Raw genomic sequence first — 24,146 nt, 5'->3', positions numbered from 1 at the left:
AGCTCAAAGAACAATTAGAAGTTCTTAGAGGTAAATTGTATGAAAAAATGTAGACTACATTGTTTATATGTAGTCTACGTATAAAATAAGTAAATTACGTCTGTGTACAAGCATGTACACGAGATATTAAAAGGAGATAGTTAAAATGAAAGATTTTAGAGAAAGTGTAGTTTATCAAATATACCCTAAGTCATTTAATGATTCAAACGGAGATGGAATTGGAGATATAAACGGAGTAACAGAAAAATTAGATTATTTAAAAGAACTTGGTGTAGATTATATATGGTTAACTCCTGTTTATGTATCTCCTCAAAAAGATAATGGATATGATGTGGCAGATTATTATAAAATAGATCCTAGAATGGGAACTATGGAAGATTTCGATAATCTTGTAGTAGAAGCAAAAAAGAGAAATATAGATATTATGTTAGATATGGTATTTAATCATACTTCTACAGAGCATGAATGGTTTAAAAAAGCATTAAATGGTGACAAGAAATATAAAGATTTTTATATATTTAAAGAAGGAAAAAATAATGAACCTCCAACTAACTGGATTTCTAAGTTCGGAGGTAATGCATGGGAGTATGTAGAAGAATTTAATGAATATTACCTTCACTTATTTGATGTTACACAAGGTGATTTAAATTGGGACAATAAAGAAGTTAGAGATGAAATATATAAGGTAGTAAACTTCTGGTTAGATAAAGGAGTAAAGGGGTTTAGACTAGACGTAGTTAATCTTATTTCTAAACCGGAAATATTTGAAGATGATAATATAGGTGATGGAAGAAGATTTTATACAGATGGACCTAACATTCATGAATATCTAAAAGAACTTAATAAAAATACATTTGGTAAGTATGAAGATGTAATAACAGTAGGAGAAATGTCTTCAACATCTGTTGATAATTGTATTAAGTATTCAAATCCAGATGAAAAAGAGCTATCAATGGTATTTAACTTCCACCATTTAAAAGTCGATTATAAAAATGGTGATAAGTGGACAATGATGGATTTTGACTTTAAAATGCTAAAAGATATATTTAAAGAATGGCAAGAAGGAATGCAAGAAGGTAATGGATGGAGTGCTGTATTCTGGTGTAACCATGACCAACCTAGAGCAATATCAAGATTTGGAAATGATAAAAAATATCATAATGAAAGTGGTAAAATGTTAGCCACAACTATTCATATGATGAGAGGAACACCGTATATTTATCAAGGTGAAGAGTTTGGAATGACTAATCCTTACTTTGATACAATAGAAGAGTATAGAGACGTTGAGTCAATAAATTATTATAATATATTAAAAGAGCAAGGCGAATCAGAAGCTGATATTTTAGAAATTTTAAGATCAAAATCAAGAGATAATTCAAGAACTCCAATTCAATGGAATAGTGAAGAAAATGCTGGATTTACAAGTGGAACACCATGGATACCAGTAGCAAAATCTTATAAAGAAATAAATGCAGAAAATGCTCTTAAAGACAAGGAATCTATTTTCTATCACTATAAGAAGTTAATATCATTAAGAAAAGAATATGATGTTATTTCAAAGGGTAGTTTTAAGATGATATTAGAAGATAATAATAAAGTACTTGGATATACTAGAAATTATGAAAATAAGACATTAGTTGTTTTAAATAATTTCTATGGAGAAGATGCAAAGGTAGATATTCCATCAGAATTATTAGAAAATAACAATGTTAAAGTATTAATATCTAACTACTCTAATGAAGTTGAATTAAATAAAGAAATGACTCTTAGACCATATGAATCAATAGTTTATTATATTGAGAAATAGTATATTTATATGATAAAATTACTATGGTGATATAAATGGATAAAAAGTATTTAAATATATATAACATTATAGTAAATAAAATAGAAAGCAAAGAATATCAAAGTAATGATAAGTTGCCATCAGAAAAAGAACTAATGGATCAATATAATGTATCTAGGGATACTGTTAGAAAATCTTTAAATATGTTAGAGCAAAATGGATATATACAAAAGACTAAAGGAAAAGGATCTTTTGTATTAGATATAAACAAATTTAACTTTCCAGTATCAGGGGTAGTTAGTTTTAAAGAAATTGCTCAAAAGTCTACTAGTAATATAGAAACTTTTGTTGAGTTTTTGGATTGCATATATCCTAAGAAAAATATAGCAAGAGGATTGGAAATTACTGAAGATGAAAAGGTGTGGAAGATTATTAGAACAAGATCTTTTGATGGAGAAAAGGTAATTTTAGATAAAGATTATATGATTAAAAGGTTTGTAGATAATCTTACATATGATGTATGTAAGAATTCCTTATATGAATATGTAGAAGATGTATTAGGATTAAAAATTGCATATGCTAAGAAAGAAATAACAGTGCAAAATGCAACAGAAGAAGATAAAAAATACCTAGATATGAAGGGCTTTGATATGATAGTAGTAGTAAAAAGTTACACATATTTAGATGATACTAGTTTATTTCAATATACAGAGTCAAGGCATAGACCAGATAAATTTGTATTTGTTGATTTTGCAAGAAGACATTAAATATAAAATTATTATTACAGATGAAAGTAAAGAAATTACTTTATTTTCATCTGTTTTTTTATTATTTGATTTTATTTTAGATTTTCCACTTAGGGGGAGAGCTCGTGAATAAAGCTAGAAACTAGCTTTAGTTTGATTTAACCATTCAATCAGTAGATTCTCTTTTTTTTTGTAGTTTCAACAAGAGTTGGTAAAACAGAGATAGCAAGAACATTAAGTAATAGCTTAGGCGTTAAGATTATAAGATTCGATATGAGTGAATACCAAGAAAAGCATGTAGCATTAAAGCTTATAGGAGCGCCTCCAGGATATGATGGATATGAAGAAGATGGACTTTTAACTATAATTACATAATAGTTAAGAAAAATAATATGTTAGTTAAAGTATTGACAGGAAATATTAGGAATGGAAATAGGGATATAATTGAATAATATAGCTATTTCTCTAACAATAATAGATAATTAAGAAATTATTATAAGAAAATACAGAAAATTAAAATTATTTTAATTCAATTAGAAAATATTGACAATATTCGACTTTGTTTGATATACTAATCCCTAGAATATTTTTCTATGGAGAATTAGGAGAGAGAAAAATTCCTGGTAATCCACTTCAATATTTTGCGTTCAAAGATGTTAACTTTGCTGTTAATGATACCTACAGTAATATAATACTATTCATAATGTTCTTTATGTATAAATTAATGTTTACTATAATAACGGCACCATTAATGGCAGGAGCTTTTGCTAATAGATTGACTGTAAGCGGATGGATAAAAGTATTAATTATATACTGTCCAGTAGCTCACTGAGTTTAGGGTGATGGATTCTTAGCTAAGATGGGATTCGTAGACTTCGCTGGAGGAGTAGTAATTCACATTACATCAGGATTTGTAGGTTTAGGTGTATTATGTGTACTAGGTAAAAGAACGTATAAAAATGAAAAAGGAGATTTAATATAGATCCATTAGGAGCAGCTATATTAAATCTGTAAAAGTAAGTGACGAAGTGCAATTAAAAGGATTAGATCAAGAATTCTTCAAAGAGAATTATGAAATAAAATACAAGTAAAAAATAAAAGAAAGAAGATGTAAATTATGTTAGGTGTAGTTTTATTATATGTTGGAGTGGTTCTTATACTTAATGGTATAGCAAGGCTTTGTAATATAGATCAAAAGTCTATGGCAGTATTTAATGTATTTACTGGAGTATTATCATTTGTAATAAATATAATAGCAGTAGTACAAGGAGAGTATTTTGCAGCAGGAACAGGTTTATTATTTGGATTTACATATCTATTTATTGCAGCAAGGTGTTTATTTAATCTAGATGGTAGATTATATGGATGGTACTGTTTATTTGTAGCGATTAATACAATTCCATTAGCATTTATTGATTCAACAACATTTAAATTTATAGACTTCACTGTAGGAAATATATATTGGGTTATTATATGGATTTTATGGGGCTTATTATGGTTAACTAGTTTTATAGAATTAGTAATGAAGAAAGAGTTAGGAAAATTTGTTGGATACTTATCGGTTATTGATGGTATTTTCACAGCTTGGATTCCAGGATTCTTATTATTAATTAATATGTTTCCTAAATAAATTTTGAAAGAGATTGTTACAAAATGATTTTTTTGATTATTTTGTAGTAATCTTTTTTTTTATTGTTATTAGTTAAAAACGATATAATAATTTCATTAAAAAAAGATAAAAATACGTGAAAAAATTATCCAAAAATGTCATAAAATAAAGATAAATTAAAGAATGATAGATTGTGAACGTTTTTACATAACAAATATAATATAAATAATCTTTAGAAATAAAAAAGTGTCAAAAGTTTAAATTTGAATGATATATAAAAAAGGAGTATAAAAAAAATATCATAAAAAATTGTGATATTTAAATGATAATGAAGGAGGATATAGCTGTGAGATTATCAATGAAGGAACAAGAAAAATTAATGATAGTTGTAGCTGCAGATGTTGCTAGAAGAAGACTAGCAAAAGGAATTAAGTTAAATTATCCAGAATCTATAGCACTTATTACAGACGAAATAATGGAAGGTGCTAGAGAAGGTAAGGCTGTAGAACTTCTTATGAATGAAGGTAGACAAGTACTTAAAAGAGAGCAAGTTATGGAAGGAATACCAGAAATGATTCATACAATACAAGTTGAATGTACATTCCCAGATGGTACTAAACTTGTAACAGTGCATGATCCTATTCAATAAATGGAGGTTTAAATTATGATACCAGGAGAGTACATATTAGCTGAAGAGCCAATTAAATATAATGAAGGATTAGAAGCTATACAAATTAAAGTTGTAAATAGAGGGGATAGACCAGTTCAAGTAGGTTCTCATTTTCATTTCTATGAAGTAAATAATTCATTAGAATTTGATAGAGAAGCAGGATATGGAAAGCGATTAGATATACCAGCAGGTACTGCAGTAAGATTTGAACCAGGTGATGAAAAAATAGTTGATTTAATAGATATAGTTGGAAAAAGAAAAGTTTACGGATTAAGTAATAAAGTTGATGGTTTTCTAGATAAAGGAGGTAGAAAATAATGGCTTTTGAAATAGATAGAAAACATTATTCAGATTTATTTGGACCAACTACAGGAGATAGTATTAGACTTGCAGATACAGATTTATTCTTAAAAATAGAAAAAGACTATACTGTTTACGGTGATGAATGTAAATTCGGTGGCGGTAAATCTCTAAGAGATGGTATGGGGCAAAACTCAATAGAAACTAGAAAGAATCCAAAGGTTGTAGATTTAATAATCACTGGGGTTACTGTTTTAGACTATACAGGAGTATATAAAGCTGATATAGGAATTAAGGATGGAAAAATCGTTGCTATAGGTAAGGGTGGAAATCCTGATGGAATGGACAATATAGACTTTATAGTAGGAGTAAGTACAGAAGCTTTAGCTGGTGAAGGATGTATCTTAACAGCAGGTGGAATTGATACTCACGTTCACTTTATTAGCCCAGATTTAGTAGACTCTGCATTACATGGAGGAATTACTACTGTAATCGGTGGTGGTACAGGTCCTAACGATGGAAGTAATGCAACTACTTGTACTCCTGGTGAATGGCATATTCATAGAATGTTAGAAGCTTTTGATGAACTTCCAATAAACGTAGGTATCCTTGGAAAAGGTAGCGGAGCTAACGTTGAAGTTAATGCAGAGCAAATAAGAGCTGGTGCTTGTGGATTAAAGGTTCATGAGGACTGGGGCGCAACTAAATCAGCAATTGACTATGCTTTAAGAACAGCTGATGAGTATGATGTACAAGTAGCTATACATACAGATACATTAAACGAAGGTGGATTTGTTGAAAATACTATAGATGCAATACAAGGAAGAGTTATTCATACATTCCATACAGAAGGTGCTGGTGGTGGACATGCTCCTGATATATTAAAGATGGCATCACATCCAAATGTATTGCCAGCTTCTACCAACCCAACAAAACCTTATACAGTAAACACTATAGCAGAACATTTAGATATGCTTATGGTTTGTCATCATTTAGATAACAAAGTTCCGGAAGATATAGCTTTTGCTGATTCAAGAATCAGAAAGCAAACAATTGCTGCAGAAGATATACTTCACGATATGGGTGTATTCAGTATTATGAGCTCAGATACAATGGCTATGGGAAGAATTGGAGAGGTTGTTTCTAGAACATGGCAAACTGCTTCTAAGATGAAGAATCAAAGAGGTATAATGGAAAATGATTCAGAATATAACGATAACAACAGACTTAGAAGATATGTTGCAAAATATACAATAAACCCAGCTATAGCACACGGAATAGCTGACTATGTTGGATCAGTAGAAATAGGTAAAATGGCTGATTTAGTTTTATGGGAACCTGCTTTCTTTGGAGTTAAACCTAAGGTAGTAATCAAAGGTGGTATGATTAACCTTTCAGTTATGGGAGAATCAAATGCTTCAATTCCAACATGTCAACCAGAAATGTTAAGAAAGATGTTTGGTGCACAAGGAAAGGCTGCAGCACAAACTACTGCTGCCTTTGTATCAAAATACGCTTTTGAAGATGATATCAAAGGAAAATTAGGCTTAGAAAAACAAGTATTACCTGTAAGAGGTATTAGGAATTTAACTAAGAAGGATATGAAGCTTAATGATGCTATGCCAGAATTAGAAGTAGATCCTCAAACTTATGACGTTACAGTTGATGGAGAGCTTATAACTTGTGAACCGGCTGAAACAGTACCAATGGCTCAAAGATACTTCTTATTCTAAGATATATTTATGGAGAGAAAAATGGATTTATATAAGGTTTTTGTTGTAACTGCTGATACTATGGCAGAAATGGGAAAGATAGCTCATTCATTAGGGAATAGACATCTTCCAGCTCAATTTCAAGATGGTAAAATGCTATTACAATACGATGAAAGAATAGAAGAAATATTAAAATCAGCCCATATCGAATATAAGCTAGATGAAGTTTGTTTAGAAGTAGCTTTTAGGGATATTGATTCTGATCATATACACTAAAAAAGTTTCCTAAGGATAGATAGATATTTATCCTTAGGAGATTTTAGATTATTTTAACTAATTATAGTAAAGGAGATTTTATTATGAGACCGGTAATAATAGGTGTTGGAGGTCCTGTAGGTGCAGGAAAAACTCTTTTAATTGAAAGAGTAACAAGACAGATGGCAAAAGATTATGAATTAGCTGTAATAACTAATGACATATATACAAAAGAAGATGCAAAATTCATGGTTGAAAATTCAGTATTAGATGAAGGTAGAATTATTGGAGTAGAAACAGGAGGATGTCCTCATACAGCAATAAGAGAAGATGCTTCAATGAACTTTGCAGCTATAGAAGAATTAAAAAATAAATTTACTAATTTAGACATAATATTTGTTGAAAGCGGCGGAGATAATTTAGCAGCTACATTTAGTCCGGATTTAGTTGATTTTTCAATGTACATAATAGACGTTGCTCAAGGTGAAAAGATACCTAGAAAAGCAGGACAAGGTATGATTAAGAGTGATTTATTTGTTATAAATAAAATAGATTTAGCACCATATGTTGGGGCAAATTTAGATGTTATGAGAGAAGATACATTAACATTTAGAGGAGAAAAAGACTTTATATTCACTAACTTAAAAACAGATGAGGGAGTAGAAACTATTATTAAGTGGATAAAAGAAAAATGTTTATTAGAAGGAATTTGTTAATATGATTAACGATATGAGTAATAAAATAGCTGGAAATGCAGAGTTAGTTTTAGAGAATAAACCTAATGGAACAGTTGCAACTACAGTCCATTTTGTAGGTGCATCTAAGGTTTCACCAACAATATTTTTAGGTAGAGAAAAGACACCATGCTATTTTTTACTTCACTTAGGTGGGGGATATGTTGAAGGTGAAATATATCAAAATTCAATAGAAGTAAAAAAAGATGCTAAGGCAATAATAACAACACAAGCACCAACTAAGGTGTATAAATGCGAAAAAAATAAAGAAGCGGCTTGTCAAGAAACTATTATAAGAATGGAAGAAAATTCTGTTTTAGAATATATTTCTGACAGTGTTATCTTATATAAAAATGCTGTATATAATCAAGATACAACTATATATATGGATAAAAAAGCAACTCTTATTTATACAGATGGAATAACATCAGGTTGGTCACCGGATGGATCTAAATTCCAATATGATTCTGTAAAGATGAGAAATAAGATTTACGTAGATAATAAACTTTTATTGTTAGATAACTTACAATTAAATCCAAGAGAATATGATGTAACTGAACTTGGAATACTAGAAGGTTATATTAATTTTGGTACAATGGTAGTTATAAATGAAAATATTAATGAAAATTATGTTGAAAAAGCAAGAGAGATTATCGATGCTTTGAATTTAGATATAAAATATGGTGTTTCGATATTAGAAGAGCATGGCATTATAATAAGAATTTTAGGAAATTTAACTCAAGAAATTCAAAAGGCAATAGATGCAGTGCACTATTATCTTAGAGAAGAATTATTTGGTTTAAAACCAATAAATATACGTAAGTATTAATAAAATATTAAGTTAGATAAGGAGGTTCTTTCTATGCTTTTTGAAAAGATATTAGGAAATTTAGATGAATTAGAAAGTACAGATGGGTATCATTTAGAAAAAATATATATAGATAGTGATGATTTAGTTAAAAGAATAATAAGAGTTAAATCAGATCATAACCATGAACATGGAATATCATTAGATAGAGGTATGAAATTAAGAGATGGAGATATATTATTTAATGATGGTCATAATTTAGTTATAGTAAAAGTTAAAAGTGAAGATGTTTTAGTTATTAAGCCTAAGGATATAACTGAAATGGCATATATTGCACATAAATTAGGAAATAAACATCTACCTGCACATTTTGAAGATGATGTTATGATAGTTCAATATGATTATTTAGTTGAGGATGAACTAAGGAAAGATAACATCAATTATTCTAGAGAAGATAGAAGAGTAAAAAACGCTTTTACACATGTTAATTTTATGGAGCATAAGCATTAGTATGGATAAGAGTTTAAAAATGTTACAGATATTACAATTATGTGATTCTAACTTTCCTATAGGGTCATTTAACCATTCTTATGGAATGGAAACATATTTAAGAAGTAATGTTATAGATGATGCTAAAAGTTTTAGTAAATGGGTAGATTTATATTTAAGGCATCAATTTATAACATCTGATGGATTAGCAATAAGAATGTTATATGAAGCATTAGAAAATGGTGATGTGGATAAGGTCTGGGAAATTGATAACTTATTAATAGCACAAACTGTTGCAAAAGAAACTAGAAATGCTGCTAAATTAGTTGCTAGTAGAATGATAAAGATATATTTAGATCTATATGAAATAGAAAACTTAAAAATATATGGTAAAAAAATAGCTGCTAAAGAAGTATATGGACATCCAGCAATAGTATTTGGATTATTAATGCATGAGCTTGAAATGTCCGAAGAAGAAGCTATTAAGTTACATATGTACAGTACTGTTTCAACTTTAATACAAAATGCTGTTAGAGCAATACCATTAGGTCAAAAAGATGGTCAACTTTTAGTTAAAGAATACTCAGAAAAATTTGATCAATACTATAAACTAATAGAAGAACTTGATTTTGATTCCTTTGGAGCTAATACTCCAGGTATTGAACTGTCACAGATAAATCATGAGACGTTAGGGTTTAGATTATTTATGTCTTAATATTATCGAAATAAACAATAAGTTAAATTGATATTTTTTAAAACAAGCTCTTAGTAAATGTACGTGGAGTTTGTTTAAAAAAATAAATTTATTAGAAATTTTATAGAGTGCTACACTAATGAGTTGGTGGTAAAGTAATGTAAATAATCAGTTAGAGAAAATATAATGTATAAGGAGTGAAAAAATGATAAAAGTCGTATTAAGAAAAATATTTCAATGTATTATTGCTATTTTTATATTATCTTTAATTGTATTTTACATTTCAAGATTATCTCCAGGTGACCCCCTTAAATCTTATTATGGAAATGCTGTTGAAAGAATGAGTATGGAAGATAGAGAAAAAGCTATTGACAAACTAGGACTTAATGAGCCTATATATATTCAATATGGAAAGTGGATTAAAAATGCTGCAAAAGGCGATTTTGGAATTTCATATAAATATAAGCGTGATGTTACTTCAGTTATAAAGGATGTATATAAAAATACTGTTATTTTAGGGGGATTATCTTATATATTAACTTTTGCAGGAGCTTTGTTTTTAGGAATATTTAGTGCTCTACATGAAGACAAGCTTATTGATAAGATAATAATGACAATTGGAAACATAACATCAAGTATACCGTCATTTTGGGTAGCAATAATACTGATTTTAATATTTGGAGTAAACTTAGGTATCCTACCAACTAGTGGAGCATATTCTATTGGAAATGAAAGTAATATAATTGATAGAATGATACATTTAATATTACCTTTATTAGTTTTAGTAATAGGACATTTATGGTACTACGGATATATGGTAAGAAATAAGATTCTAGAAGAGATGCGAGAAGACTATGTATTACTGGCAAAAGTAAAAGGATTAACCAAAAGACAAGTTGTTTATAAACAATGTCTTAGGAATATTATGCCGTCATTTATAACTATGATGACAATTTCACTACCACATATATTAGCAGGAACATATGTGGTTGAGCAAATATTTTCATATCCAGGGATAGGAAGTCTTGTATTTGAGAGTGCTAAATACCATGATTATAATATGCTTATGGTTTTATCTCTTATAACAGGTATTATTGTATTAATATCTAATATGATAGCTCAAATCATAAATAAAAAGATAGATCCAAGAGTGAATTATCAGGGAGGAGAAACTTTTGAACCTTCATTTGAGTAATTTTGAAATAGTTAAAGATAAAAGTAAGTATATTAAAGAGGATGTAATAGATGAGCATTCCTTTTGTATAAAAGATAAGAGTCACTATTTATCAATAATAGTATTATTTATGATAATAGCTGCTTGTTTAAGTTCTTCATTAATAGCAAATCATGATCCTAAATATATGGATTTAGCTAATAGTAATGTAGCTCCAAATAAAATATTTTATTTTGGTACAGATTCTATGGGTAGAGATGTGTTTTCAAATATTTGGTATGGCGGAAGGGTATCATTATTTATAGGAATATTTTCAACTGTGATATCAACATTTATTGGAGTGCTATATGGATGTATTAGCGGAATGTCTTCCCCGAGGATAGATAATTTAATGATGAAAGCTACGGAACTATTATTAAGTATTCCTTCAATTTTATTAATAATTTTTATGCAATCTATAATAGGAGACAGTACATCAATATCGATGTCAATTGTTATAGGAGTTGTTAGCTGGACAGGTATTGCAAAAGTGGTAAGAAGTGAAGTTAGACAAATAATAAATAGTGAATATATATTATCGGCTAAAATAATGGGGGGGAATTTTTTCTATATATTGATAAGGCATTTAGTACCTAATTTTATGTCATCAATAATGTTTATGGTAGTAAGTAATATTGCAGCAGCAATTTCAACAGAATCAACCCTTAGTTTTCTTGGGATTGGTTTGCCGTTAGATGTTATTTCCTGGGGGAGTATGCTATCTTTAGCTCAAAATGCATTACTTTCCAATATTTGGTGGGTGATTTTATTTCCAGGATTGTTTCTTATTATAACCCTTATTTGTATAGCTAATTTAGGTAATTATTTAAGAAAGAAAAATATTAAAAAGTATAATAATTTGTAAAGGACATAAGTTTAGATGTTAAAAAAATTTAAAGTTATAGCTGCGGTATTATCTATATTTCTACTGGCGGGTTGTGGAAATAAGCAGTCAGATAATTCAAACGAAAATATTGATAAGGATGCAGCTAAAGAAAAAGTATTAATTTATGGAAGTGGAGATTATACAAGTATAAATCCAGCACTTTTTGAACATGGGGAAATTAACTCACTTTTATTTGATGGATTAACAGCTCATGATAAGGATAATAATATTATTCCAGCACTGGCTAAAAGCTGGGAATATGATGAAGAAACATTAACTTATACGTTTCACTTAAGAGATGATGTTAAATGGCATGATGGAGAGTCATTTACAGCTGAAGATGTTAAGTTTACTTATGAGACAATTAATAATCCAGATAATGGTTCAGAAATTGCAACAAATTATGAAGATATAACAAATATTGAAATAGTAGATGACTATACAGTTAAAATAACTTTAAAAAATAATAATGTTGCAATGTTAGATTATTTAGCTGTAGGGATAATTCCTAAGCATATATTAGAAGGTCAGGATATAATTACAAGTGATTTTAATAGACATCCCATTGGAACAGGACCATATAAACTTAATAATTGGGATCAAGGTCAAAGTATCACATTAGTAAAAAATGAAGATTATTTTAGAAAATCACCTAAGATAGATAAAATTATATTTAAGATAGTTAATGATACAAAAGCAAGAGTTATGCAGTTAAAATCTGGAGAGTTAGATTTAGCTCAGGTAACTCCAAAAGATATAGATTCATTTAAAGATGATGATAAATTTGTAGTAGATATTATGAAAACTTCAGATTACAGAGGTATAATGTACAACTTCAATTATCCACTGTTTAAAGAAAACAGAGAATTACCAAATGCTTTAAGCTATGCAATTGATAGAGAAGCTATAGTAGATGGCATTTTATTAGGATATGGTCATACTGCTTACTCCCCACTTCAAATGGGAAAATATAATAATTCAGAAATGGATAAGTTTGAGTATAATCCAGAAAAAGCTAAGCAATTATTAGAAGATGCAGGATGGAAGCTTGGTAGTGATGGAATATATAGCAAGAATGGAACAAAATTAAGCTTTGAACTAGTTGCTATGGAAGGTGACCAAGAAAGAATTGATATAGCAAACTTTGCAGTTCAGGAATTTAAGAAAATAGGAGTAGATGTAAAGTTAGCTGTAAAATCAGATATTGATTGGGATAATCAAGCGGCATTTGTAATTGGATGGGGAAGTCCATTTGATCCTGATGACCATACATATAAGGTATTTTCAACTCATGGAGGTGCCAATTATAATTCATATTCAAATGAAAAGATAGATGAATTACTTACTAAAGCTAGACAGACAGATGTTTATGAAGAAAGACTAAAATATTATAAAGAATTCCAAGAAGAACTGACAAAGGATCTTCCATATACGTTTTTAACATATATAGATGCTGTTTATGTAGCTAAAAATAATTTAGAAGGAATAACTAAAGAAACAGTTTTAGGACATCATGGAGTAGGAATATTCTGGAATGTTGAGGATTGGGATTTAAAATAAGGAAATATAAAATATAGTTTTAAGGATTAATAAATAACAGGAGATTATTTATAATTATGAAAGTGCTTGAAGTTAAGAATTTGCAAGTAAATCTCAAAACTAAATATGGAGAAGTTAAAGCTGTAAGAGATGTATCATTTGATTTGAAAAAAGATGAGATATTATCAATTGTAGGAGAATCAGGTTCTGGAAAATCAGTTTTATGTAGAAGTATACTGAAATTGCTACCTGAAAATGGATATGTAAAAAATGGTGATATATTATTAAATGGCACTAATATATGTAATCTTACTGATAAGATGATGTCAAAAGTAAGGGGAAAAGAAATATCTATGATTTTCCAAAATCCAATGACATCATTGAATCCTACTATATCTGTAGGAAAGCAAATATCAGAAGCTGTTAGAGTTCATAATAAGGTTACTAGAGCAGAAGCTAAGAGGCGAGCTATAGAATTAATAGATTTTGTAGGGATAGATGAATCAGAAAGTAGATATAACCAATATCCATATGAATTTTCAGGCGGAATGAGACAACGTATAGCCATTGCTATAGCATTAGCATGTAATCCTAAAATTTTAATAGCTGATGAGCCAACAACAGCATTAGATTCAATAATGCAGAATAAAATATTAGATTTAATAAAATCAATACAAAAGAAAACTAATATATCCATAATATTTATAACTCATGACATGGAAGTGGTAAATAAAATTGCAGATAGGATTGCTGTAATGTATGCAGGAAAAATAGTTGAAATAGGTAAAAAAGAAGATATATTTTCAAACCCTATTCATCCATATACAGTAGGACTAATGTCATCTAGAGTTTCTTTTAATATGGATAAAGAATATTTACCAACCATAGAAGGCGTGCCACCAAATCTTTTAAATCCTCCAAAGGGAGATGCTTTTGCTATAAGAAATAAGAATCCCTTAGTAATAGATTTTTTAGAAGAACCACCAATGTTTAAAGTTAGTGAAAGTCATTATGCTGCAACGTGGTTACTACATCCAAAGGCAGCGATAGCAAGAGATGAAATTAAAGCTAAAGAGGAGAAGTTAATTATTAATGAAGAGGGAAAAACTTTTAGAGATAAAAAATCTTAAGCAATATTTTACTTTAAACAATAAAAAAATAGTAAAAGCTATAGATGATGTTTCACTTGATATTTATAAAGGGGAGTTCTTAGGATTAATAGGAGAATCAGGTTCAGGTAAATCCACATTAGGAAAAAGTATAGTAGGTATCAATAGTATAACTGATGGAGAAATTAAATATAATGGTATTACTATAAGTGGTAAAAAGTTAAAGAAAACCCAAAGAAGAATAATAAGTAAAAAGATACAATTTATTTTTCAAGACTCTACGTCTAGTTTAAATTCTAGAATGACAGTGAAGAATATTATTGAAGAGCCAATGAGACTTCAAAAGCTGTATAGTAGTAAAGCAGAGAGAGAGAAAGTAGTATATAATTTACTTGAGGTTGTAGGAATAGATAGAAGTAGTATAAATAAGTATCCATATGATCTTTCTGGAGGACAAAGACAAAGAGTTAGTATAGCTAGAGCTATTTCAACAAAACCAGAATGTATTATAGCGGATGAGCCTATTGCATCACTTGATGTATCAATGCAAGCACAAATAATAAATTTATTTAAGAAATTGAAAAGTAATAAAAATTTAACTTTCATCTTTATATCCCATGACTTATCAATGGTTAGATATATTAGTGATAGAATAGCAGTAATTTATAAGGGGAAAATAGTGGAGGTTGCACCTACATATGAATTATATTCTAACCCAATACATCCATATACTAAAATGCTATTAAATTCTAACTTACAAGATGAAAATAATTTGTTTAGTATGAATAATAAGTTTATAAGTAAATGTTGTAATGAAGAGGTAAAGTGGATAGAAGTTAGTAAAAACCACTTTGTTTTGCTTGATAATCTTATTTAAATATAATGCCATGTTTTAAAAATTTATAATATCCTTATCTTGATACATTTAATGTTTTGTAGGATTTCTTTGGTGTTTCATGACTGAACAACTTATATATGCATTTTATAATAATTATTATATTAAAAAGTTTAAGGTAACTAAGGAAGTTAATAGGGTATAATATAAAAATGAGGTACAAGAATTAAGTTTCGATTAAAATTATTATGAAAATGTTCAAGATATTTCGAATTAATTATAGACTGACCAAATATTATGATATTTGGTCAGTCTATTTTAATGTTTTATTATATTGGATTAACAAGTAAATTTGGTATATTTCTATGTTGGGGATTATATAAAAATATTCTAAAGACTTCTTAAAGTAGCATATAAATTAAGAGAGTAATGTCTGGAGGAAATTTAGTGGAGATAGGGCAATATTTAAATGAGGATTATATTCATTATGTAGTAGAGTATAGAGGAAACTTTGAAGAACAAATAAATAAAGTTGATTATGCTTGGGGAGTTTCAGTTACTGATACTTTAGGTATAGTAGCTATTCAATCAAAGGATATTGACAGGTTAAGAAGAGATGTGCCAGCAATTATTTTCATAGAAACAAGAAGTGTATATGTTTTGCAAGATATAGATCCTTCAAGTGTAGATAATATACAAAAAGTTAAAATGAATCCATATTTAAATTTGAGTGGTAGAGGTGTATTAGTTGGAATGATAGATAGTGGAATAAATTATCTTAATCAAGAATTTATAAGAGAAGATGATACATCTAGAATTGTTAAAATATGGGACCAGACTATACAGGCTGATGAAGTAAGTGAGTTTAAATTTGGAGCAATATATTCTAATGAGAAGATAAATGAAGCAATTAATGTATATAGAGGTGGTGGTGACCCATATAGTATTGTGCCAAGCAAAGATGAACTAGACCATGGAACAAAAATGGCAGGAATAATTGGTGCAAGAGGTTATAATGGAAAAATGCAAGGAATAGCTAATGATTGTGATTTCGTAGTTGTAAAGTTATTACAATCGCAAAATTATAAGAAAGTATTGAGAGAAAATAATCTTACCCCATTTCCGGTATATGATAATTCAGAAGTTTTAGCTGCTATTGAATTTTTAAGAAGAACTGCAAAAGAGCTAAAGAGACCCTTAGTAATATATTGTGGAGTTGGCAGTCAAGATGGAAGTCATGATGGATATAATATTACTGCAAGATTTATAACTAGCATTGCAAATAGAGAAGGTATAATTTTTATAGCTGGTACTGGAAATTCAGCTGATTCAGAAGGTCATGCAACTAATTATATCCAAAATATTGGTGAGATTAATACTATTGAATTAAGAATATCAAAAAATATGAAAAGATTAGAATTTTATATTTGGATAAAAAAACCAGATAAAATGTCATTAAATGTGATTGCTCCATCAGGTGAAGAGATGGGGTTTTTTGAATCTAAAATATATTCTATAGAGAATAAGGATTTTTATTTAACCAATACTCACCTTGAAGTTACATGTTATAATCCAGAGAATTTTACTGGGCATCAAGTCTTTTTTTTAAGTTTTACTGACATTAAAAGTGGAATTTGGAAATTGAAATTAAGAGGAGAATATATAAGTAGTGGAAGATATGATATATGGCTACCTGATAAGAATTTATTACCAGAAGGAACAAAATTTTTAAATCCTAATCCCTATAATACATTAACTATACCATCTACAGCTAGAAAAGTTACAACAGTTGCTTATTATAATAGTATAAATAATTCCCTATTATCATCTTCAGGAAAAGGATTTAATACAAATTAATTAATTAATCCGGATATAGCAGCAAATGGGGTAAATGTTCTTACTACATCGGGAAATGATAATAAGATTGTATCAGTAAGTGGAAGTTCAGTAGCTACAGCTATTGTAACTGGAGCAACTTGTCTTTTAGTTCAATGGATGATAAAAGATATTAAAAATGTAGGAATTTACTCTACTAAATTAAGAAGTTCATTAATATATAGTGCTAAAAGAGATATGGTATATAATTATCCAAATGAAGATATAGGCTATGGAAAATTAGATTTATTAGAAGTATTTAATGTGTTAGGTGGAGAGTATAGAAAGGATAAAAAATATAAAGAGTATCATGTAAATAATTTATTTATAAGATGCCCTATTGATTAAATTTATGTATAGTGGAAGGTGATAAGAGATGGAAAATAAACAAGGTAAAAATTCTGAGTATATTTTTACTAGTCCTAATTACATTCATACTATTATTGAATATTCAGGTGAAATTGATGGTAATATAAAAGAAGCTGAAGGTGTATATATAACATTATTAAATAGTGAATATGCAATTGTTTCTATTGTTGTAGACGTTATTATTAAAAGTGATCAACTTGGTAGTTTTCAAGATATTAATCATATTAGAAAAATAGTTGAAGCTTATGTTGATAGTAATAAGTTTAATATTATACATGTAGTACCACCTCAACTTTATACATTACAAGAAATATCAGCAATTGATGCAGCCCAAGTAAATCTACTGCAAGCTAATGTACCTTTAAATTTAAATGGAAATGGAGTAGTTGTTGGAATAATTGATACAGGTATAGATTATTTAAGTGAAGAATTTAGAGATAAAAATGGAAAAAGTAGAATAATTTCTATATGGGATCAGACTATAAAGGGTAATAATGAAAGTGATATTATACCATTTGGAAGTCTTTATACTAGAGAAGAAATAAATAAAGCTATAGAAGTTTATGAAGCTGGAGGAAATCCATATGATATTGTACCAAGTAAGGATACTAATGGACATGGAACTGGTATGGCTGGAATTGTTGGGGCCCTAGGGAAAAATAAAGATATTAAGGGGATAGCACCAGAATGTGAATTTGTTATAGTGAAGTTAAGTGAATCAGCTTATACAAAAAAATTTTTAAATTTAGAAATTCCTATATTTGCATTACCAACTATTTTTGCTGCAATAGAATATTTTAAAAAAGTTTTATTTAAAGAAAAGAAGCCATTAGTTGTATTACTTCCGTTAGGAAGTAATAATGGAAATCATAAAGGTGATAATATATTTGATAGCTTTATAGAAAGCGTATCTAATAATGTTGGTATTGTAATAGTTACTGGATCGGGAAATGAAGCAGATAAAGATGGACATGTATCGGGAATGATTATAGATAAGGAAAATATTGAAGTTATTGATTTGTTAGTTCAAGAGAACCAAGGATATATGTCTGTAGAAATATGGGTGGATTTACCTAGTATAATCGATATCAACTTAATATCGCCATCTGGGGAAGAAACAGGATTTATTCGAGGAGCAGTTAATGTACAAAAAACAAATACATTTATTTTTGAGAAAACTCAAACAAGAATAAGTTATTATTTACCTGAAGAATATACAGGTGAAGAATTGATATCAGTATATTTTGGTGATATAACACCGGGTATATGGCAGATAAAACTCAGGTTAAGAAGTGGAGAAAGGGCTAGATATAATGCTTGGCTATGGCAAAGTGGAATAACACTTCCAGGAACACGATTTTTACCAAGTGATCAATATGGTACAGTAACAATTCCTGGAGATTCAGATTTTGTTGTTACCGTAGCTGCTTATAATCAAAATAATAATAATTCATTATCTTATTCTGGAGTATCATTTAGAGAAGAAAATATTAATAAAATTGATTTATCAGCGGGAGGAGTTAATACAATTACAGTTGGATTAAATAATTCTACTCAAGTCATAAATGGTACAAGTTTAGCAGCAGCTATTGGAGCAGGAGCTTGTGTTTTGCTTTTTCAATGGGGAATAGTACAAGGAAATTATCCATATATGTATTCTCAAAGTATAAAAACATTTTTAAGGCGAGGAGTTAATAAAAGGAGAAAAGCTATATATCCTAATCCTCAATGGGGATATGGAATAATAAATTTTTATAAAATATTTGAAGAAATGATTTAAAGGAAGCTAGTAATATATAATTTTACAATACTATATCAAAGTAAGTTTTGATATAGTATTGTAGTATTTAATAGATTTAATACATAATATATGTTTAAATTTTTATAATATTACTTTATTCTATTAACAGTTTTTAATAGCTCCTCAAGCTTTTCAGTAGAAGTAATTCTATCATTACATTCAGCGCTATTTAAACATATATGAAAGCCTAGTGATTTATAATCATCTTCACTCCTTGGTTTGCAAATAGGTGAAACAAATGCAACTTCATTTTCAGAGCCAATATGATTACACAGGGTACATACATTAGAATTCTTTGGCTTAGGAGAGGTAAGTCTACAAGCCATTCCTAAAAGTTTTCCATCCATATTATAAGTAATAAGAAGTTTCTTTGTTGATTCATCAATCCAGCCTAAATATACAAGCTTTGAATCTTCTATATTTAAGTCAGGAATTTTAAGTTTCTTTTCCTTTTTAAATATTTTAGTAAGTTCACTTTTGGTTATATTAGGCATACCATATACATACTGATTTAAATCTTTTAAGTATATATCAATATGTAATGGTTCATTTATTTTACTTATATTTAGTATTTCTTTTTCTTCTTCCGATAAATTATCAAAGAAAGCTAATATTTTATCCTGTGCAATAACTTTTGTAGTTTCAATAATATTACTATCTACACAGTTTCTAAAAGCATTATTTAAATCAAATAAACACTTTTTTATATAATTAAATTGTTGCTTTTTTATAAAAACAGTCATAATAACACCTCATTTCTATCAGATTTAAATTTAAAGCAAAGAATACTAAAAGCTATGTGTTACAGAACCTAAAAGAATCAGCTAATTTAATAACTGCTTAGGCTCCAAACAAAGCATAGCTGATATTTATGTAGTCTTTGCATGGAGCAATTAGGTTTAAAAATGAATGTATTATATACCTTCATAAAAAACACCTCCTAATATATCATTTAGATTATAGCATAATCATATAAATTTAATAAATATATATATATTGGAGGAAAATCTATGGAAGGAGATAAAGTTTGTAATAAATATTTAGATGAGAATTATGAACATTATGTTGTAGAATACAGAGGGGAATTTCAAGATCAAATAAATAAGCTTGATTATGCGTGTGGAACAACTATAACAGATACATTAGCAGTAGTTGCAGTCGAAGCAAATAACTTGAATAAATTAAGATTAGATGTTCCTTCAATTATTTTTGTTGAGGCTAAGAGTATATATGTATTGCAAGAGATAGATCCATCTAATGCTGATAATATACATAAACTTAAAATTAATCCATATTTAAATTTAACAGGAAAAGGTGTATTAGTGGGAATGATAGATAGTGGAATAAATTATCTTAATCAAGAATTTATTAGAGAAGATGATACATCAAGAATATTAAGAATATGGGATCAAAATGTACAAGTGAAAGCGAAAAGTGATTTTAAGTTTGGAACAGTATATTATAATGAAGAAATTAATGAAGCAATAAAAACATATAAATCAGGAGGAGATCCCTATAGCATAGTTAATTGTAAAGATGAAGTTGATCATGGTACTAAGATGGCAGGGATAATTGGAGCTAGGGGATATAATGGTCAAATGCAGGGGATTGCTCATGATTGTGACTTCTTGGTTGTAAAGCTATTAGAATCACCTAATTATAAAAAAAGATTAAGAGAAAACAATCTTAAACAAGTTCCTGTATATAGTAATGCTGAAATATTATCAGCAATAGAGTTTTTGAGAAAGACAGCTGAAGAAATTAATAGACCATTAGTAATTTTTTGTGGAGTAGGTAGCCAAGATGGAAGTCATGATGGATATAACATTACATCTAGATTTATAACTTCCCTTGCCAATGAAGAAGGAGTTATTTTTGTAGCAGGTACTGGAAATTCTGGGGATTCAGAAGGGCATGCTATGAATTATGTAAAGAACAGTGGAGATGTGGGAACAGTAGAATTAGTAATATCTAAAAGTATGAAATATTTTGAATTCTATATATGGGTTCAAAAGCCAGATATTATGTCGTTAAATGTAATAGATCCATCAGGAGAGGAAATGGGATACTTTGTTCCAAAGATATTTTCAACATATGAGAAAAACTTTTATTTATTAAATACAAATTTAAAAGTTACTGGTTATAATCCTGAGAATTTTACTGGGCATCAGCTATTTTTATTATCATTTACAGATATTAAAGGTGGAATATGGAAGATAAATTTAAGAGGAGAATATATTACTAATGGAAGATTTGATATTTGGTTACCAGATAAAACTTTATTACCAGAGGATACTAAATTTTTAAATTCGAATCAAGATACTACATTAACCATACCTTCTACAGCGAAAAGAGTTACAACTGTTGCTTATTATAATAGTATGAATAACTCAATAGTTGCTGCGTCTGGAAAAGGATGGGATTCTAATGAAATTATAAATCCAGATTTAACAGCAGATGGGGTTAATATTTTAACTACTTCAGGAGATAATGATAAAATTATACCTATAAGTGGTAGTTCTGCAGCTACAGCAATTGTAGCTGGTGCAATATGCCTTTTAATACAATGGCAAATTAATAATTTAAAAGATCCAGGTGTATATTCAGTAAAGTTAAGAAGTTTTTTAATATATGGAGCCAGAAGAGAGGAGAACTACGAATATCCTAATAAAGATATAGGGTATGGAAAATTGGATTTATTAGAATCATTTAATGTAATTGGTGGAGGGCATAGATATAAGGAAAAATATATAGAGTATTATATAAATAATTTATTTATAAGATATCCATTGGATTAAGCAGGTTAATGGAGGGGTATAAATTGAATAATAATACAAATACAGAGTATATTTTTAATAGTCCTGATTATAATCATATTATGGTTCAATATTCCGGTAATATTCCTAAGGTACCTAAAAATGATAAGGGATTATATATTACAGAAGTAAATAATAATTATGCAATAATATCTTTGAAAATAGATATTATAGAACTAGAGGATCAAATAGTAAGTAATAAGGATACAAAGTATATAAGAGGAATACTTGAAAAATATCTTGATATCGGTGATTTTAAGATAATTTATATAATTCCGCCACAGTTATATACACTTCAAGAAATATCTGCAATTGATGCAGCACAAGTTAGTACAGTTGGAATTAATACTCCTTTAAATTTAAGTGGAGAAGGAGTTATTGTAGGAATTATTGATACTGGAATAGATTATTTAAATGATGAGTTTAGAGATGAGAATGGAAAAAGTAGAATAATTAGTATTTGGGATCAAACTATACAATCAAATGAAAGTGAATTAAAAGGTGTACCTTTTGGTTCTCTTTATACAAATGAAGAAATAAATAAGGCTATAGAAGCTTATGAATTGGGAGAAAATCCTTATAATATAGTTCCAAGTAAAGATTTGAATGGGCATGGAACAGGAATGGCAGGAATTGTTGGTGCAACGGGAAAAAATAAAGAGATAAAGGGAATAGCACCAAAGTGTGAATTTGTAATAATTAAATTAAGTGAAGCTAATCGTACTAAGAAATTGCTAAATACAAACACTCCAATTTTTGAATTAACGGCAATTTTCCCAGCTATAGAGTATTTAAAAAAAGTTTTATTAAATAAAAAAATACCTGTAGTAGTATTACTGCCTTTAGGTAGTAATAACGGAGATCATAAGGGTAATAATCTATTTGATGGATATATAGAAAGTATATCAAGTAATGTTGGGATTGTAATTGTAACTGGGGCTGGAAATGAAGGAAATAGAGATGAGCATGTATCTGGTATTATAAGAAATAGTAATAAGGAAGAAACTATAAATTTATTTGTTGAGGAAAATCAAAGGTATATGGGAATAGAAATATGGATAGACCTACCAAGTATTGTAGATATAAACTTAGTTTCACCTTCAGGTGAAGAAACAGGTTTTATTCAAGCAGCAATTAATGTGCAGCGAGATAATAAATTTATTTTTGAAAAAACTCAGACAAGAATCTCTTATTTTTTACCGGAAGAATATGCTGGTAATGAATTAATATCTATATATTTTGCAAATATAGCATCAGGTATATGGCAGATAAAGTTAAAGTTAAGAAGCGGAGAAATGGCAAAATACAATGCGTGGCTATGGCAGTATGGTTTATCATTACCTAATACTAGATTTTCACCAAGTGATCCATATGGAACAATAACAACTCCTGGAGATTCTAATTTTGTTGTTACAGTTGCGGCATACAATCAAAATAACAATAATTTATTGACTTATTCAGGATTATCATTTAGGCAAGAATATATAAATAAAATAGATTTTGCTGCAGGTGGAGTTAACACAATGACAGTAGGGCTAAATAATTCTACTCAAATAATAAATGGAACTAGTCTATCAGCTGCTATTGGGGCAGGAGCTTGTGTTTTATTATTCCAATGGGGAATAGTACAAGGAAATTATCCATATATGTATTCTCAAAGTATAAAGACTTTTTTAACTAGGGGAGTTACAAAGAGGGGAAAGGACTCATATCCTAATCCAGAACTAGGATATGGTATACTTAATTTTTATAAAATATTTGAAAATATGATTTAAGTTTAGTTAATATTTAATTTTAAAGATTTTTACAAGTGATTTTATGAGGCTATATTAGTTTTAGTATTATAGAGGGCAAATGGGGCTATTTTATCTTTCATCAGAGATAAAATAGCCATTTTTAT

General features: G+C 28.7%; 22 protein-coding genes and 2 pseudogenes. 23 read left to right on the top strand and 1 reads right to left on the bottom strand.

All coding sequences use genetic code 11. The annotated features are described in order from the left end of the window. The first annotated feature begins 145 nt into the window (after nucleotides 1–145). From treC to EJJ37_RS10305, 21 genes and pseudogenes are all read left to right on the top strand, one after another. Complete coding sequence (gene treC, locus EJJ37_RS10400) at nucleotides 146–1,807, top strand: alpha,alpha-phosphotrehalase (RefSeq protein WP_133015512.1); 1,662 nt, start codon at nucleotides 146–148, stop codon at nucleotides 1,805–1,807. A gap of 35 nt (nucleotides 1,808–1,842) precedes the next feature. Further along, a complete protein-coding gene (treR, locus tag EJJ37_RS10395) occupies nucleotides 1,843–2,553 on the top strand; it encodes a trehalose operon repressor (RefSeq protein WP_133015511.1) in 711 nt (236 codons plus the stop codon). Nucleotides 2,554–2,721: 168 nt separating this feature from the next. After that, nucleotides 2,722–2,895 (top strand): annotated as a pseudogene (locus tag EJJ37_RS10390) (AAA family ATPase); the annotation flags it as partial. A 196-nt stretch (nucleotides 2,896–3,091) separates the two neighbouring features. Continuing rightward, nucleotides 3,092–3,514: pseudogene (locus EJJ37_RS10385) on the top strand (hypothetical protein). Between the two features lie 135 nt (nucleotides 3,515–3,649). Continuing rightward, nucleotides 3,650–4,162 carry an AmiS/UreI family transporter gene (locus EJJ37_RS10380; RefSeq protein WP_133015509.1) on the top strand — a complete coding sequence of 171 codons (513 nt, stop codon included), beginning with the start codon at nucleotides 3,650–3,652 and terminating at the stop codon, nucleotides 4,160–4,162. Between the two features lie 325 nt (nucleotides 4,163–4,487). After that, nucleotides 4,488–4,790, top strand: coding sequence for an urease subunit gamma (locus EJJ37_RS10375; protein ID WP_133015508.1), 303 nt, complete (start codon nucleotides 4,488–4,490; stop codon nucleotides 4,788–4,790). A gap of 15 nt (nucleotides 4,791–4,805) precedes the next feature. After that, nucleotides 4,806–5,129: an urease subunit beta gene (locus EJJ37_RS10370; RefSeq protein ID WP_133015507.1), complete on the top strand. Its 324-nt coding sequence runs from the start codon at nucleotides 4,806–4,808 to the stop codon at nucleotides 5,127–5,129. Beyond that, on the top strand, nucleotides 5,129–6,844 hold the full coding sequence (ureC, locus tag EJJ37_RS10365; RefSeq protein ID WP_133015506.1) for an urease subunit alpha: 1,716 nt from the start codon (nucleotides 5,129–5,131) through the stop codon (nucleotides 6,842–6,844). Before EJJ37_RS10370 ends, ureC begins: the two co-directional genes overlap by 1 nt. Before the next feature lie 21 nt (nucleotides 6,845–6,865). Next, nucleotides 6,866–7,099 (top strand): urease accessory protein UreE, encoded by a 234-nt coding sequence (locus EJJ37_RS10360; protein ID WP_166484736.1) that lies wholly within the window; start codon nucleotides 6,866–6,868, stop codon nucleotides 7,097–7,099. 83 nt (nucleotides 7,100–7,182) lie between these two features. Next, nucleotides 7,183–7,794: an urease accessory protein UreG gene (gene ureG / locus EJJ37_RS10355; protein ID WP_193553923.1), complete on the top strand. Its 612-nt coding sequence runs from the start codon at nucleotides 7,183–7,185 to the stop codon at nucleotides 7,792–7,794. Nucleotide 7,795: 1 nt separating this feature from the next. Continuing rightward, nucleotides 7,796–8,641, top strand: a complete 846-nt coding sequence (locus EJJ37_RS10350) for an urease accessory protein UreD (RefSeq protein WP_133015503.1) — start codon at nucleotides 7,796–7,798, stop codon at nucleotides 8,639–8,641. A 33-nt stretch (nucleotides 8,642–8,674) separates the two neighbouring features. Beyond that, nucleotides 8,675–9,130, top strand: coding sequence for an urease accessory protein UreE (locus EJJ37_RS10345; RefSeq protein ID WP_032118343.1), 456 nt, complete (start codon nucleotides 8,675–8,677; stop codon nucleotides 9,128–9,130). A gap of 1 nt (nucleotide 9,131) precedes the next feature. After that, nucleotides 9,132–9,824, top strand: coding sequence for an urease accessory protein UreF (locus EJJ37_RS10340; protein ID WP_133015502.1), 693 nt, complete (start codon nucleotides 9,132–9,134; stop codon nucleotides 9,822–9,824). 184 nt (nucleotides 9,825–10,008) lie between these two features. Then, a complete protein-coding gene (locus EJJ37_RS10335; protein ID WP_133015501.1) occupies nucleotides 10,009–10,998 on the top strand; it encodes an ABC transporter permease in 990 nt (329 codons plus the stop codon). Continuing rightward, nucleotides 10,979–11,881, top strand: coding sequence for an ABC transporter permease (locus EJJ37_RS10330; RefSeq protein ID WP_243124874.1), 903 nt, complete (start codon nucleotides 10,979–10,981; stop codon nucleotides 11,879–11,881). Before EJJ37_RS10335 ends, EJJ37_RS10330 begins: the two co-directional genes overlap by 20 nt. A gap of 15 nt (nucleotides 11,882–11,896) precedes the next feature. After that, nucleotides 11,897–13,462: an ABC transporter substrate-binding protein gene (locus tag EJJ37_RS10325; RefSeq protein ID WP_133015500.1), complete on the top strand. Its 1,566-nt coding sequence runs from the start codon at nucleotides 11,897–11,899 to the stop codon at nucleotides 13,460–13,462. 56 nt (nucleotides 13,463–13,518) lie between these two features. Continuing rightward, nucleotides 13,519–14,571 carry an ABC transporter ATP-binding protein gene (locus EJJ37_RS10320; protein WP_338032265.1) on the top strand — a complete coding sequence of 351 codons (1,053 nt, stop codon included), beginning with the start codon at nucleotides 13,519–13,521 and terminating at the stop codon, nucleotides 14,569–14,571. Beyond that, nucleotides 14,534–15,427 carry an ATP-binding cassette domain-containing protein gene (locus EJJ37_RS10315; RefSeq protein ID WP_133015498.1) on the top strand — a complete coding sequence of 298 codons (894 nt, stop codon included), beginning with the start codon at nucleotides 14,534–14,536 and terminating at the stop codon, nucleotides 15,425–15,427. The genes EJJ37_RS10320 and EJJ37_RS10315 overlap by 38 nt, the downstream gene beginning before the upstream one ends. A gap of 405 nt (nucleotides 15,428–15,832) precedes the next feature. Continuing rightward, the gene (locus EJJ37_RS10310; RefSeq protein ID WP_338032264.1) at nucleotides 15,833–17,242 is read left to right on the top strand and encodes a S8 family peptidase; all 1,410 of its coding nucleotides are present in this window, start codon (nucleotides 15,833–15,835) and stop codon (nucleotides 17,240–17,242) included. Nucleotides 17,243–17,245: 3 nt separating this feature from the next. Beyond that, a complete protein-coding gene (locus EJJ37_RS21135) occupies nucleotides 17,246–17,608 on the top strand; it encodes a S8 family serine peptidase (protein WP_338032266.1) in 363 nt (120 codons plus the stop codon). Nucleotides 17,609–17,636: 28 nt separating this feature from the next. After that, nucleotides 17,637–19,409, top strand: coding sequence for a S8 family peptidase (locus EJJ37_RS10305; protein WP_133015497.1), 1,773 nt, complete (start codon nucleotides 17,637–17,639; stop codon nucleotides 19,407–19,409). Between the two features lie 110 nt (nucleotides 19,410–19,519). Here EJJ37_RS10305 and EJJ37_RS10300 read toward each other — a convergent pair whose 3' ends face one another. Further along, entirely contained in the window at nucleotides 19,520–20,173 is a 654-nt protein-coding gene (locus EJJ37_RS10300) for a FusB/FusC family EF-G-binding protein (RefSeq protein ID WP_133015496.1), read from the bottom strand. Between the two features lie 267 nt (nucleotides 20,174–20,440). On the opposite strand from EJJ37_RS10300, the gene EJJ37_RS10295 reads away from it, so the two are divergent. Continuing rightward, a complete protein-coding gene (locus EJJ37_RS10295; protein ID WP_133015495.1) occupies nucleotides 20,441–22,228 on the top strand; it encodes a S8 family peptidase in 1,788 nt (595 codons plus the stop codon). A 23-nt stretch (nucleotides 22,229–22,251) separates the two neighbouring features. Continuing rightward, on the top strand, nucleotides 22,252–24,021 hold the full coding sequence (locus EJJ37_RS10290) for a S8 family peptidase (RefSeq protein WP_243124873.1): 1,770 nt from the start codon (nucleotides 22,252–22,254) through the stop codon (nucleotides 24,019–24,021). The last annotated feature ends 125 nt before the right edge of the window (nucleotides 24,022–24,146 follow it).

It is taken from the genome of Clostridium cuniculi (genome assembly GCF_004353185.1).
Lineage (GTDB): Bacteria > Bacillota > Clostridia > Clostridiales > Clostridiaceae > Clostridium > Clostridium cuniculi.
Note: the sequence above shows the minus strand (reverse complement) of the source record. Positions and strands in the feature narration are given on the sequence as shown.

Bases quoted from the DNA above. Each gene is read 5' to 3' on its own strand.
- EJJ37_RS10345 (WP_032118343.1), top strand. From the start codon at position 8,675: ATGCTTTTTGAAAAGATATTAGGAAATTTAGATGAATTAGAAAGTACA.
- EJJ37_RS10325 (WP_133015500.1), top strand. From the start codon at position 11,897: ATGTTAAAAAAATTTAAAGTTATAGCTGCGGTATTATCTATATTTCTA.
- EJJ37_RS10305 (WP_133015497.1), top strand. From the start codon at position 17,637: ATGGAAAATAAACAAGGTAAAAATTCTGAGTATATTTTTACTAGTCCT.
- EJJ37_RS10380 (WP_133015509.1), top strand. From the start codon at position 3,650: ATGTTAGGTGTAGTTTTATTATATGTTGGAGTGGTTCTTATACTTAAT.
- EJJ37_RS10295 (WP_133015495.1), top strand. From the start codon at position 20,441: ATGGAAGGAGATAAAGTTTGTAATAAATATTTAGATGAGAATTATGAA.
- treC (WP_133015512.1), top strand. From the start codon at position 146: ATGAAAGATTTTAGAGAAAGTGTAGTTTATCAAATATACCCTAAGTCA.
- EJJ37_RS10340 (WP_133015502.1), top strand. From the start codon at position 9,132: ATGGATAAGAGTTTAAAAATGTTACAGATATTACAATTATGTGATTCT.
- EJJ37_RS10370 (WP_133015507.1), top strand. From the start codon at position 4,806: ATGATACCAGGAGAGTACATATTAGCTGAAGAGCCAATTAAATATAAT.
- EJJ37_RS10335 (WP_133015501.1), top strand. From the start codon at position 10,009: ATGATAAAAGTCGTATTAAGAAAAATATTTCAATGTATTATTGCTATT.
- ureC (WP_133015506.1), top strand. From the start codon at position 5,129: ATGGCTTTTGAAATAGATAGAAAACATTATTCAGATTTATTTGGACCA.
- EJJ37_RS10320 (WP_338032265.1), top strand. From the start codon at position 13,519: ATGAAAGTGCTTGAAGTTAAGAATTTGCAAGTAAATCTCAAAACTAAA.
- EJJ37_RS10350 (WP_133015503.1), top strand. From the start codon at position 7,796: ATGATTAACGATATGAGTAATAAAATAGCTGGAAATGCAGAGTTAGTT.
- EJJ37_RS10360 (WP_166484736.1), top strand. From the start codon at position 6,866: ATGGATTTATATAAGGTTTTTGTTGTAACTGCTGATACTATGGCAGAA.
- ureG (WP_193553923.1), top strand. From the start codon at position 7,183: ATGAGACCGGTAATAATAGGTGTTGGAGGTCCTGTAGGTGCAGGAAAA.
- EJJ37_RS10300 (WP_133015496.1), bottom strand. From the start codon at position 20,173: ATGACTGTTTTTATAAAAAAGCAACAATTTAATTATATAAAAAAGTGT.
- treR (WP_133015511.1), top strand. From the start codon at position 1,843: ATGGATAAAAAGTATTTAAATATATATAACATTATAGTAAATAAAATA.
- EJJ37_RS10315 (WP_133015498.1), top strand. From the start codon at position 14,534: ATGAAGAGGGAAAAACTTTTAGAGATAAAAAATCTTAAGCAATATTTT.